10 protein-coding genes and 1 tRNA gene are annotated in these 12,883 nt (G+C 51.2%); 9 read left to right on the forward strand and 2 right to left on the reverse strand.

The genetic code is table 11. The features are described from left to right. The 4 genes from OXG87_20565 to arsS all read left to right on the forward strand — a co-directional run. Positions 1-616, forward strand: a 616-nt coding sequence (locus OXG87_20565) for a glycosyl hydrolase (GenBank protein ID MCY3871949.1), incomplete at its 5' end; no start/stop codon positions are given. Next, positions 613-1,398 (forward strand): DUF547 domain-containing protein, encoded by a 786-nt coding sequence (locus OXG87_20570; protein ID MCY3871950.1) that lies wholly within the window; start codon positions 613-615, stop codon positions 1,396-1,398. The genes OXG87_20565 and OXG87_20570, both read left to right, overlap by 4 nt. Further along, on the forward strand, positions 1,395-3,095 hold the full coding sequence (locus OXG87_20575; GenBank protein MCY3871951.1) for a bifunctional transaldolase/phosoglucose isomerase: 1,701 nt from the start codon (positions 1,395-1,397) through the stop codon (positions 3,093-3,095). Before OXG87_20570 ends, OXG87_20575 begins: the two co-directional genes overlap by 4 nt. A 2-nt stretch (positions 3,096-3,097) precedes the next feature. Continuing rightward, positions 3,098-4,096 carry an arsenosugar biosynthesis radical SAM protein ArsS gene (arsS, locus tag OXG87_20580; protein ID MCY3871952.1) on the forward strand — a complete coding sequence of 333 codons (999 nt, stop codon included), beginning with the start codon at positions 3,098-3,100 and terminating at the stop codon, positions 4,094-4,096. Between the two features lie 58 nt (positions 4,097-4,154). Here the strand turns inward: arsS and OXG87_20585 are convergent, their stop codons facing one another. After that, complete coding sequence (locus OXG87_20585; protein ID MCY3871953.1) at positions 4,155-6,446, reverse strand: DUF255 domain-containing protein; 2,292 nt, start codon at positions 6,444-6,446, stop codon at positions 4,155-4,157. 12 nt (positions 6,447-6,458) lie between these two features. Then, the gene (locus OXG87_20590; GenBank protein ID MCY3871954.1) at positions 6,459-7,691 is read right to left on the reverse strand and encodes a DegT/DnrJ/EryC1/StrS family aminotransferase; all 1,233 of its coding nucleotides are present in this window, start codon (positions 7,689-7,691) and stop codon (positions 6,459-6,461) included. Between the two features lie 131 nt (positions 7,692-7,822). Between OXG87_20590 and OXG87_20595 the strand changes: the two genes are divergently transcribed. The 5 genes from OXG87_20595 to OXG87_20615 form a co-directional block, all read left to right on the forward strand. Then, positions 7,823-10,690, forward strand: coding sequence for an FAD-binding protein (locus tag OXG87_20595; protein MCY3871955.1), 2,868 nt, complete (start codon positions 7,823-7,825; stop codon positions 10,688-10,690). Then, positions 10,677-10,961 (forward strand): acylphosphatase, encoded by a 285-nt coding sequence (locus OXG87_20600; protein MCY3871956.1) that lies wholly within the window; start codon positions 10,677-10,679, stop codon positions 10,959-10,961. The genes OXG87_20595 and OXG87_20600 overlap by 14 nt, the downstream gene beginning before the upstream one ends. A 21-nt stretch (positions 10,962-10,982) precedes the next feature. Next, positions 10,983-11,495 (forward strand): adenine phosphoribosyltransferase, encoded by a 513-nt coding sequence (locus OXG87_20605; protein MCY3871957.1) that lies wholly within the window; start codon positions 10,983-10,985, stop codon positions 11,493-11,495. A gap of 15 nt (positions 11,496-11,510) precedes the next feature. Next, positions 11,511-11,583 (forward strand) — tRNA-Arg (locus OXG87_20610). Between the two features lie 96 nt (positions 11,584-11,679). Next, positions 11,680-12,883: sulfatase-like hydrolase/transferase (locus tag OXG87_20615; GenBank protein MCY3871958.1), on the forward strand; the 1,204-nt coding region annotated here is incomplete at its 3' end.

Genomic DNA, 12,883 nt, shown 5'->3' on the forward strand with positions numbered 1-12,883 from the left:
CCAGCAGGGTTATTCACCGTTTTCGACATGGACCCGGGGGTTGGCCTGGATTGTGACTGGCTATGCCGAATTGCTCGAATATGTGGCGCACCTGTCGGATGACGCACTCGATCTTTATGGCGGTAGGGATGCGGTTAATGACTGGATGCTCAAGGCGGCCTGTGCAACGGCAGATTATTATATCGACAGTATCACCTCTGCCGATGGTATTCCGTTTTGGGATGCGGGCGCGCCGGGCTTGATTGAGGGCTATGGCGATAAAATATCGGATCCCTACAATACAAGCGAACCCGTGGATAGTTCTGCTGCTGCCATTGCAGCGCAGGGGCTTTACCGTTTGGGCAAATATCTGGACGATGCGCGTTATCGGCAGGCTGCTTTAACCGTGGCCCATACGCTATTTGACGCACCCTATTTGTCCGAGGATGAAGAACACCAGGGTCTTATTCTCCATTCTATTTATCACAATCCCAATGGGTGGGACTATGTGCCCGGTGGACAAAAAGTTGCATGCGGAGAGTCTTCGATGTGGGGAGATTATCACGCGATGGAATTGGCGGTTTTGCTCCAGCGAGAGATGGAGAACGCGCCGTATTTGACGTTTTTTGATCAATGAATAAAGTCATTGCCTTGATAACCGGTCTCCTGTTCGCTGGATTCGCGTCTCAAAGTGAAGCCGAGACATTTGATTATACACCGCTCAACCGCACGCTCGGGCGCGTTGTAAATGCACAGGGGCGCGTGGATTACGAGGCTGTAAAAAAAGATGCGGATTTGCGGGCTTTTGTAGATCAACTCGCGCAGATCAGTCCGAATACGCATCCCGCGCTTTTTCCCAGTCGCGCAGACAGTCTTACTTTCTGGATCAATGCGTACAACGCCTGTGTACTAGCGGGCGTCGCAAAAGCCTATCCCATTTCTTCTGTCACTGAAATCGCGCCTGCTTTTGGCTTTTTTAAGACATATCAATTTGTCGTTGGCGGGCGTCGGTTCACATTGGACCAAATTGAACACGAGATTATTCGCCCGCAGTTTGCCGATCCGCGCATTCACGCTGCAATCAATTGTGCGGCAGTGAGTTGTCCGCGTTTGCTAAATAAAGTATTTACGCCCGATGAATTGGATGACCAACTCAATGCGGTTATGCGAGACATGATTCGCAACCCAATACACGTTCAGATTAATCGGGAGACGGGAGTTGTGAGTCTATCTGCAATTTTTGATTGGTTTTCCTCTGATTTTACATCCTATGTACAAGCGCATGAGGCTGGCGAGACTGTGTTGGATTATATCTCTTTGTTTTTATCGAAAGACGATATCCAGTATTTGCAAAATCACCCCGATCTTCAAATTGTGTTTTTAGATTACGATTGGTCTTTGAATAGCCAGGAAAAATGAGTATCTCAGATATGCGAGTGTTTTTGGGAGCTTACCAGTCCGCCGTTGTTGATCGCGCTTTGAAAACATGGTCGGAAAATGGCAATACAGCACGGCTGTGGCACGGCGATGCCACACTCTGGTCGGGGGCAGATGAGGCCAACTGGCTGGGATGGCTCAATATTGCGCCTCAAATGCGCGATCAAGTAGATGCCCTATGCGCTTTTGCACAGCAGGTGCGCGATAGGGGGATAACGGATATTCTGCTTTTGGGAATGGGCGGTAGCAGCTTGTGTCCCGAAGTGCTGGCGATGACTTTTGGCTGCCCGGAGGGTTGGCCCAGGTTGCATGTACTGGACTCTACGGTTCCCGCGCAGGTGCAGCGGTTTGCCGATGCCGTAAATTTAGAGACGACACTTTGCATCGTGGCCAGCAAATCTGGAACCACAACCGAACCCCACGCATTTTGCGAGTTCTTCTGGGCAAAAATGCAGGGAACTATTGGCGATACAGCGGGTCAGCATTTTATAGCCATCACAGATCCGGGTTCTGATCTGGAGACGCTTGCCAGAGAGCGGGGCTTTCTATCTGTGTTTCACGGTTTGCCAGAGATTGGCGGCAGGTTTTCTGCGCTCTCAAATTTTGGGATGGTGCCCGCAGCGTTGATCGGCATTGATGTGCGAGAATTTTTAGAACGCGCATTGGCGATGGGTGAGCGGTGCAAAATATCAGATGACCAGAACGCCGGTCTTTTGCTGGGCCTTGTGCTGGGTGAGTTGGCAAAAGCCGGGCGAGATAAAGTGACGCTTGTAACGTCTCCTAAATTGTGGGACTTGGGGGCGTGGTTGGAGCAACTTTTAGCCGAAAGCACGGGGAAAAAGGGTCGGGGTCTCATACCTGTTGATTTAGAGGCGGTTGCTGCGGCCGATATGTATGGTGAAGATCGGGTATTTGTCTATATCCGACTGAAGGACGATGCGGACGCTGGACAGGATGTGGATATAGAAAATCTGAGAGAGGCGCATTTTCCAGTTATTCAGATCGATGTGGCAGAACTGTTAGACCTGGGAGCAGAGTTTTTCAGGTGGGAATACGCTACCGCGGTCGCTGGCGCAGTTTTGGATATCAATCCCTTTGACCAACCCAATGTGCAGGAGAGCAAAAATTTTACGGCGGAATTGACACAGGCTTATGAAAAAGAGGGCGTATTGCCAGTTCAAAAGCCGTTTTTTGTAGATGATGACGTCGTAGTTTATGCCGATGTAGCCAATGCACAGACGTTGGGAACAATTGAGAACCTCAATAGTTGTATTGCTGGACTGCTCAATCAGATTCGAGCGGGCGACTATGTCGCTTTGTGCGCTTATCTCGATATGAATGAGGACATTGTTTCTGTTTTACAGGCTCTAAGGCATCGGATACGCAATGTATATCGGGTGGCTACTACATTGGGATTTGGTCCGCGATTCTTGCATTCTACGGGACAGTTGCACAAGGGAGGACCAAATAATGTGGTGGTCGTGCAACTGACAAGCGATGATGCGGCAGATGTGGATATTCCGGGACGCGCGTTCTCTTTTGGCGTACTCAAACAAGCACAGGCCCTCGGCGATGCCCGTGCGCTTTCGAGTCGAAATAGACGGGCGATTCGCATTCATTTTAAGAAAGATGTAATTGCTGGCATCCATCGGGTGAAGCAAGCGGTTAGAGAGGATTGAATATGGCATTGGCAGCGATGGATTTGATGCAAATTGTGGGCGACGATTGCAAGACTGATTTTGCGAGCAAGCTGCGCGATGAACAATTGGAACTCACGCGCAATCGTTTGGATATTTTGCAGGTCAATGTCGGCAAATTGTGCAATCAAGCGTGTCATCACTGTCATGTAGATGCCAGCCCGCTCCGCACAGAGATCATGACCCGAGAGACCATTGACCATATTCTATTATTTCTCGAAACATCCGATATTCAGACAGTTGACATAACTGGTGGTGCACCTGAGTTAATTCCAGATTTTCGCTATTTTGTCGAACAAATACGCGAGCGAGGTCGTCGCGTGATGGTGCGCTGCAATTTAACCGTGATTTTTGAAAGCGGACAAGAAGACTTGCCCGAGTTTTATCGCGAGCACGAAGTTGAATTGGTGTGTTCGCTGCCGTGTTATCTCGAAGAAAATGTGGATGAACAACGCGGGCGCGGTGTTTTCACGAAAAGCATACGGGCATTGCAGATTCTCAACGAAATTGGATATGCACAACCTGGCACGGGATTGGAACTCCACCTGGTCTATAATCCCGTTGGCGCGTCTTTACCCCCTCCGCAAGCCGCACTCGAAGCCGATTACAAAGAAGAGCTAAAAGCCCGCTACAACATCGATTTTAATAAGCTCTACACCATTACCAATATGCCCATCAGCCGGTTTGAAGAATTTCTCAAACGCCGGGGCATTTACAACAGCTATATGCAGACTTTACAGGATAATTTTAATCCGCATACGATCGATAATTTGATGTGCCGTTCTCTAATTAGCGTTGGATGGCAAGGTGAGGTTTACGATTGTGATTTTAATCAAATGCTCGATATGCATTCTTTTGGGCGCGAAGTTAAACTCTGGGAACTGTCCGTTGAAGATCTGATCGGATGCAATGTGCGGGTGCAAGACCACTGCTTTGGATGTACTGCGGGTGCGGGCAGCAGTTGTGGAGGAGAGCTTGTGTGAAGGATGAAGGACCACTAAAACGCAATCGCTACGAGAGGGCACCGAGATAGGTGCCTTTTTATTTTATATTCAGTGCTATGCGCTGTGTCTGTGGTGACAGGCATCGCGTGCTGTCGCATGCTTGATATGTGAGTAGCAGCGAGAGGTTTTGGGATCGGTTTTTGAATGACAGAGTGAGGGGTATAGTGAGGCTATCTGTATAAACGGCAATGGCACGCTCGGCAAAGGGGAATTGTAAGTCCTCTGGTGGGGGATAGTCGATTTGGGTGATTTCGGCAATATCCGTATCCAGTGAGAGGCGCGTGGGAATCAAATAATCGTCGGTGGGGTTGGATGCTTGAATATGCCAGCCCGAAGCGATATTCAGGCGCACGCTCACTTTGAGAGTATTTGAGCTATCAGGGGGCAAGGATGTTGCGGACGCAGTGACGAGGCTATCGGGTGAAAGCATCGCGATGGGAGAGGATGCCATCATTGTGCCGTGGATAAAGTGCAGGAGCGCGCCTGGCGTATTTTCTGCGAGGGGAGCAAAGCTGTTGGTGAGTTCGAGCGCGCGTTGGGCATACAGGGGGTTTTGTGTCAATGTCCGAAGCTCCCACAAAACGTGCAAGGCAACGGCATTGCCAGAGGGCAGGGCGCTGTCGTAAAAACTCAAGGTACGCACAATCATCTCATTTTGACTCTGGGTGAGAAAATATCCGCCATTCAGGGTATCCCAAAATGCGGTGTGCATCCGTTCTGAAAGCGATAGAGCGTCCCGGAAGTAGCGGGCGGAATGCGTTGTGCGATAGAGGTGGAGGAAGCCGTTGATTAAAAAGGCGTAATCTTCTTGATAGGCATCGCCTTTGCGCTGTCCTTCGCGGTAGATGCGATACAGGTCGCCGTTTGCGTTGCGGAGATTGTCGCGGATAAAATCGGCGGCTTTTTGTGCGACCTTCAAGTATTCGGGATGACCGAGGACTTCATAGGCGCGGGCATACGCCCCGATCATGAGGCCATTCCACGCTGTGATAATTTTGTCGTCGAGAAGGGGTCGGGTGCGTTGGCTGCGAGCGTTCAGCAGGTTTTCTTTAAGTGGAGACAGACGCGCGTGCAGGGTTGTGGTGTCAATTTGATGGCGGATTGATAGCGCACTGTCTGTATCGGTTTTATATATGACGCCAGCCGAACCTTCGGGCATGGGCGCGAGCGCATAACACGAGAGGAAGAAATCGGCATCTTTCTTCAGGGTCTGGCGAATCTCTTGTTCTGTCCAGGTATAATATGCGCCTTCCTCTGCTTCGGTTTCTGCGTCAAGAGCAGAGTAAAATCCGCCTTTGGAATCTGTCATTTCGCGCGAAACAAAGTCCAGAATCTCCTCTGCTGCAATGCGATAGGCCGTTTTATTGGTGATCTGATAAGCGCCGAGAAAGTTGTGGGTAAGGAGGGCCTGGTTGTAGAGCATTTTTTCAAAGTGTGGCACGCGCCATTGTGCATCTGTCGCATAGCGATGAAAACCACCGCCGAGGTGGTCGCGGATGCCGCCCAGCGCCATGTGATGCAGTGTTTGCTCGACCATAGCGAGGTATTTTGCCTGAGGATTTTGCCGATATGCCGTCAGCAACAGGTTGAGTGCGTGATCGGGGGGAAATTTCGGGGCTGTGCCCAGGCCACCGTTGATGGGATCAAATCGTTTTTCTATATGGTCAATCGCCTTGCCAATCAGGTCTCCTTCCACTTTCTCTGAAACGGCGCGTGTCGTGTGAATGCGCGCGATGGATTGCGATATCTGATCGGCCTGTTTTTCGAGTTCCTGTCTCTTTTCCTGCCAGGCAACATGCAGTGCTTGAATCACGCGCGGAAAGCCCGGACGCCCATGCGAATCTTCGGGGGGAAAGTACGTACCGGCAAAAAAGGGTTTGAGATCTGGCGTGAGAAAAACAGAGTTGGGCCATCCGCCGTGCCCGGTCATGAGTTGGGTAGCCGTCATGTAAATTTCGTCGATATCGGGCCGTTCTTCGCGGTCAACCTTGATATTGACAAAAAACTGATTCATCAAGTGGGCAATATCCGGATCTGAAAAGACCAGCCGTTCCATGACATGGCACCAATAACAACTCGAATATCCCACGGATAAAAAGATCGGTTTGTCCTCGCGGCGTGCTTTTGCGAGTGCTTCTTCATCCCAGGGATACCAGTCAACGGGATTGTGTGCATGAAGGCGCAAATATGGACTGAGTTCTCGGCTGAGGCGATTTTGTGTAGGGGAGGGGGTTGGAGGATTTTCTGTAGAATAAACACCCCACCAATAACCCGCAGCAATGGCGAGGAGAATGATGGGGATGAATAGGAGGCGTTTGGCGATTGCCATGTCATAAGCCCCTCAGGCAGTAAACGCGCGTTTGATTTTGGCGACAGCTGTTAAAATATCGTCCATGTCTTCCCGTTCCCCCAGCAGCATATTTTGCAGGAACCAGACACTGGAGGCGCATATCGCTTCCACATGGGGACACGGCAAACGGCGAATCAGGTGTGGGTGTCGGTCCATCGCGGTTTTGAGACCGCCTTCATCGGTTAAGGGCCGCTGATAGCCCGGCGTGCAGGGAATGCCTTCGGCCTGTAAAGCCGCGATAAATTCATCGCGTGTTTTCCCTCCAAGTGCCTCGCTGTTGTAGCGCATCATATACAGGTGATAGCCGTGCTGCGTGACCCAGGGATGCCATCGCGGTGGTTCCAGTCCGCCAATTTCGTCCAGGCCCTTGCTGAGATAAGCTGCATTTTTATTGCGCAAATCGATTTGAGGTTCGAGTTTGGGCAGTCGTTTTAACAGGATGCCTGCCAGGTACTCAGAGGTGCGATAATTCCAGCCCAGGCGGGGATATTCCCATCGCTCACCTCCAGGACGGCGGCCCACATCGCGGAATGCCCATGCCCGGTCTCTGAGGTCTCGATCATTGGTGAGAAGACATCCGCCTTCACCTGAAGTCAAGTTTTTGCTCGACTGAAAGCTGAATGCGCCCACATGGCCCAGAGAACCCACTTTGCGGCCTTTGTGCTCGGCGCCGTGTGCTTGCGCGCAGTCTTCGATGACTTTGAGGTTGTGCTTACGGGCGATGTCATTGAGTGCATCCATGTCTGCCGGGTGTCCCCCCAGGTGAACGGGAAGGAGCGCGACGGTCTGGTCTGTGATGGCGGCTTCGGCGGCTTCTGGCGACATTGTAAAACTCACCGGATCAATATCGACCAGAGCCAGAGAGCACCGTACAGAGAGGGGCGCACTTGCTGTGGCTATAAAAGTGTAATTGGGAATGATGACTTCGCCGCCATCGACGAGGCCATCGAGGTCGAGCGCGGCGGATAATCCAGCCGCAATAGACGTGGTGCCGCTGGGCATCATCACGCCATAAGCCGCATCGCAATAGGCGGCAAATGCCTGACCAAAGCGGTGCCCCACAGGTGCGGGGAGACCTTCGGTTTGATCGAGATAGACTTCTTTGAGGATGGGAACGATTTCTTCTTCCCATTCTCGTTCTGTGTTATCCGGCCATGTCGGCCACTGCGACGCCTTGGTATCGCGCACGGGAACACCACCATCTATTGCGAGTGTTTCTGACATGTAAAGCTCCTTAGTTGGACAGTGGGGACTACGCGCCTTGACCCGTAGTCAGGCGGGATGTATATTTAATTTGTTATTCAAGGTACGATTTATAGATTGCTTGTCAAGTTATCAAGAGAGGATGATTGACGATGAACCTCGCGGGAAATTTGATGCAAAAAATTGAGGGCGAAGTGCGTTTTGATAAGATGTCGCGCATTCTTTATAGCACAGATGCGAGCATGTATCAAATTGAACCTGTTGGTGTTGTTTTGCCCAAACACAAACAGGATGTTTTGCACGTCATCAACCTCGCCAATGAGCACGATGCGCCGCTCATTCCCCGGGGTGGTGGCACCGGGCTTGCTGGCGGTGTGGTGGGTAGCGGTATTGTGATGGATATGTCGAAATACATGAATCGCATTCTCGACTTCAATGCCGAAGAAGGTTGGGTCAGGGTCGAGCCTGGCGTGATACTCGATGAACTCAATGCCTTTCTCAAACCACACGGATTGCAGTTTGCGCCCGATGTGGCGACCAGCAGCCGCGCGACAATCGGGGGCATGGTGGCCAATAATTCGGCGGGCGCGCATTCGGTTATTTACGGCAAGACTATAGATCACGTATTAGAACTCGATTTGATCTTGTCCGATGGCACAGAAATAACGGTGGGGGAGTTAGACGAGCCTGCTGTGCAACAAAAATGCGAGCGACAAGATCTCGAAGGTCAGGCGTATCGGGAGGTAATCCGCATAGCTCGGGAGAATGCGGAAGAAATTGAGCGGCGATATCCCAAAATTTTGCGGCGGGTCGGCGGATATAATCTCGATGAATTTATCAAAAAGCAACCGTTCAATCTCGCGCGCATGGTCATTGGGTCTGAGGGTACTCTGGCGACCGTTGTCGGGGCAAAGCTCAAGGTAATTCCACTGCCTCAGGCAAAGGTGTTGGGCATTGTCCAATTTAACGACCTGATTGCGTCTATGAAGGCTGTCGCGCCGATCTTAGAAACGGCTCCTGCCGCAGTAGAGCTGATCGATAAGATGATTCTCGATCAGACCAGAGGGTCTATGGAACTGTCCAGGATGCGTTCCTGGGTGCAGGGGGATCCAGAGGCTGTTCTGGCTGTTGAATACTACGGTGATTCAGAAGGTGAGTTGGTTCCTAAGCTGGACGAACTCGAAGCGCTGTTGGGCAATCTGAGTCTTGAATATACTTTTTCTCGTGCTGTTTCCGATGCCGAACAGGCCAATGTTTGGAATGTGCGCAAGGCAGGGCTGGGTCTGCTCATGGGCGTAAAAGGCGATTCCAAACCCATTGCTTTTGTCGAAGACGCCGCTGTTCCGCCGGAAAGGCTGCCCGATTATATTTCTGAGTTTGGCGCTCTGGTGAAATCGCTCAATACGCGCGCGGGTTATTATGCACACGCCAGCGTGGGCTTGCTGCACGTTAGGCCGATGGTCAATCTCAAAGAGGCCGATGAGATCGCCAAAATGCGATTTATCGCTGAATCTGTACGCGACCTGGTGATGAAATACGGCGGTGCCGTAAGTGGAGAACACGGCGATGGCCTTGTTCGGAGTTGTTGGAACGAAACATTCTTTGGCACAACACTTTACGAGGCTTTTCGGGAGGTCAAACGCGCTTTTGATCCCAAAGGCCTGATGAATCCCGGCAAAATTGTCGATGCGCCGATGATGACCGAAAATTTGCGTTATGGGGCAGACTATCGCGCGAGCGAGATAAATACCCACTTCGATTTTTCTGCCGATGGGGGATTTCACCGCGCTGTTGAAATGTGCAATGGGGTGGGGGAGTGTCGCAAAAAGCTGGTGGGCACGATGTGTCCGTCTTATATGGCAACGCTGGAAGAAGAGCATTCGACGCGGGGGCGGGCAAACGCGCTTCGAGCGGCGATTTCGGGCCGGTGGGAAGGTGGGCTTACGGATCATCGCATCAACGATGTGCTCGCGCTTTGTCTGGAATGTAAGGCATGCAAAGCCGAGTGCCCATCCAATGTGGATATGGCGAAAATTAAGTATGAATTTAAGGCGCATTATTACGCCAAGCACGGGCGCCCATTGCGGTCTATTTTATTTGGCAATGTGGAATTGATGGGCAAACTCGGATGCCTCGTTGCGCCCCTTGCCAATCGTTTGTCCAGTATGGGTATTTCAAAGTGGATGATGAAACGTCTTGGAATCGCGCCTGCGCGGTCACTGCCGCCATTTGCGCGTCAGACATTTACACACTGGTTCGCCAGTCGCAACGCGTCTCCAAAAAATAAACGCGTCGTGTTTTTTGCCGATACGTATATGACCTACAATTATCCCGAAATTGGCAAGGCAGCCACGGCTTTGTTTGAAGCAGCCGGTTATGAGGTGATTTTGGCCGTAAAGCGATGTTGTGGCCGTCCGATGCTTTCGAGCGGCTATATCGACCGCGTAAAAGAAAACGCCCTGTTTAATATTGAAAATCTCTATCAATATACCGAACAGGGGTATCCCATTGTGGGATTTGAACCGTCGTGTGTTTCAATGTTCACGGATGAATACGGCGATTTAATTGACGATCCGCGCGCGCGTGCCGTGGCCGCCAATATTTATACTTTTGAAGCATTTGTGCAGGCGTTTTCCGAACGGGGCGAATTTTCCGTGCCATTTACCGATTTGAAAAAAGATATCTTGCTCCACGGCCACTGCCATCAGAAGGCCCTGTGGGGGATGGGGCCATCTGAAGCCGCCTTGGGATTGCCCGAGGGCTTTCGCGTGACGCCTATTCAATCGGGTTGTTGTGGTATGGCGGGGTCCTTTGGATATGAAGCCGAGCACTATGACGTGTCGCTCAAAGTGGGCGAGTCACGGCTGCTTCAGGTGGTTCGCGATGCAGATGACACAACTGAAATTGCCGCAGCGGGTTTGTCGTGTAGGCAGCAGATTGCACACGCCACAGGGCGCACCGCCCGTCATCCCGTCGAGGTATTGGCAGATGCCCTGGATAGGGAAAATGGGCAATATTAAGCGCATTCGCGTGACAATCAGAGGACGGGTTCAGGGCGTTGGGTACCGCTATTTCACACAGCGAGAAGGCGGGCGTTTTGGACTCGTCGGATGGGTAAAAAATTTACCCAATGGTAATGTTGAGGCTGAAGCAGAAGGGGATGAAGCTCACGTTGATGCATTTTTAAAAGCGATAAGACGCGGACCTCCAGCATCTCTCGTCCTGGATTTTCAGATCAATGAGATACCTGCGAACCACAGAGATATTGCGTTTGATATAAGGTTTTTTTAGTAAATTTTAAGGGAGAAAATAGTGGACTTAAAAGAATTTATTCGCGAGGTGCCGGACTTTCCCAAAGCGGGTATCTTGTTCAAAGATATTACGACTCTGATTGCCGATGCGGACGCTCTTCGCGCGACGATAGAACAACTTGCACACCCCTATCGCAATGGGGCTGTTGATCTCGTTGTGGGGATCGAGTCGCGTGGATTTATTTTTGGGACTGCACTCGCGCGAGAACTCGGCGTGGGCTTTGTACCGATCCGCAAACCCGGCAAGCTGCCATCAGAAGCGATTTCCGCGGAATACGAATTGGAATACGGAACAGATAGGATTGAGATCCACACAGACGCAATCGCCAAAGGACAAAAGGTCGCACTCGTGGATGATTTGCTGGCAACCGGTGGCACAATGGCTGCAGCGTGCCAGCTCGTATCCGAACTCAAAGGGGAAATCGTCGGTATCTCTTTTGTTATTGAATTGGACTATTTAAACGGACGAGAAAAACTTGGGGATTGGCCCATTCACACGCTGATTCATTATTAACAGTATCAATAATGTGCCCCTGTAGCTCAGAGGATAGAGTAGCGGATTCCTAATCCGTTGGTCGCAGGTTCGATTCCTGCCAGGGGCACTTTTTTAAAAATAAATTCCATTAACGCAGCCGAGGATTGACTGATGAAATGCGTTCTGACCTTCAATCGTGGGCAGAAGAAATGGATGTGGAAGAATGATGGAATCAAATTTTCGTGGCAAGATAGGCATCTCCTACAAGGATTCGGAACCAGATTGGCTTTCCCCCCCATCGTCAGACGGTGCCCCAAACGTCCTTGTGATTCTTCTGGATGACACCGGATTTGGCAACCTCGGTTGTTATGGTTCGACCATTGAAACGCCAAACATGGACGCGCTCTCAGAAAATGGACTGCGGTACAATAACTTCCATGTTACGCCCCTGTGTTCTCCGACCCGAGCGTCGCTGTTGACAGGTCGTAACCACCATGCTGTTGGTATGTCGACCATTGTCGATGGTGGTGATGCTGGATTTCCCAACCGACGGAGTCGCGTTAGTCGGCACGCAGCTACCCTGGCAGAAATGCTGAGTGAAGAAGGGTTCGCCACCTTTGCTCTGGGCAAATGGCATCTCAACCCCAGTACACAAAACTCAGCAGGTGGATCTCGCGAAGAATGGCCATTACAGCGCGGGTTCGATCGCTTCTACGGATTCTTACCCGGTGCAACCGATCAGTTTTATCCAGAACTGACCTATGACAACCACCCTGTATCGCCCCCAAAAACGCCTGAAGAAGGTTATCACCTCACAGAGGATCTGGTAGATCACGCCATCGAGTTTGTCAATGACCTCAAGGCCATGCGTCCCGAAACACCGTTCTTCATGTATTTTGCGCCAGGGGCTATGCATAACCCACATCAAGCGCCGAAGGAATACATCGAAAAATACCGCGGTCGTTTTGACGAAGGGTGGGACGTTATCCGTGAGCGCTATTTTCAAAAGCAAACCGAACTTGGGATTATTCCCGACGGTACTCGCCTGCCACCCAGGAATCCCGGAGTACAACCGTGGGAAACACTGAGCCAGAATGAAAAGAATTTCGTGTGCCGGCTGCAGGAAACATGGGCAGGTTTCCTTGAGCATACGGATGCACAAATCGGACGACTGATCGAACATCTGCGCGCCATTGACCAGTTGGACAACACACTCCTGATCCTCACCGCCGACAACGGCACCAGCCAAAACGGTGGTCCTTACGGTGTTATGAACATTGGTCCAAGTCCCCTGCGCAATGCCACAAACGATGGGCAGACTGTAGGCGGAAAAACCGGTCGCGCTTTACCAGAAGAAGATTTCGATGCCATACAAGAAAAACTGGATGATATCGGGAGCCCGCACAGCTACACCGATATCCCCTGGG

The sequence above is a fragment of the Gemmatimonadota bacterium genome (assembly GCA_026706845.1).
In the GTDB taxonomy this organism is placed as follows: Bacteria; Latescibacterota; UBA2968; order UBA2968; family UBA2968; genus VXRD01.

Coding starts and splice junctions, on each gene's coding strand:
- OXG87_20570 (MCY3871950.1), top strand. CDS start 613: ATGAATAAAGTCATTGCCTTGATAACCGGTCTCCTGTTCGCTGGATTC.
- OXG87_20575 (MCY3871951.1), top strand. CDS start 1,395: ATGAGTATCTCAGATATGCGAGTGTTTTTGGGAGCTTACCAGTCCGCC.
- arsS (MCY3871952.1), top strand. CDS start 3,098: ATGGCATTGGCAGCGATGGATTTGATGCAAATTGTGGGCGACGATTGC.
- OXG87_20585 (MCY3871953.1), bottom strand. CDS start 6,446: ATGGCAATCGCCAAACGCCTCCTATTCATCCCCATCATTCTCCTCGCC.
- OXG87_20590 (MCY3871954.1), bottom strand. CDS start 7,691: ATGTCAGAAACACTCGCAATAGATGGTGGTGTTCCCGTGCGCGATACC.
- OXG87_20595 (MCY3871955.1), top strand. CDS start 7,823: ATGAACCTCGCGGGAAATTTGATGCAAAAAATTGAGGGCGAAGTGCGT.
- OXG87_20600 (MCY3871956.1), top strand. CDS start 10,677: ATGGGCAATATTAAGCGCATTCGCGTGACAATCAGAGGACGGGTTCAG.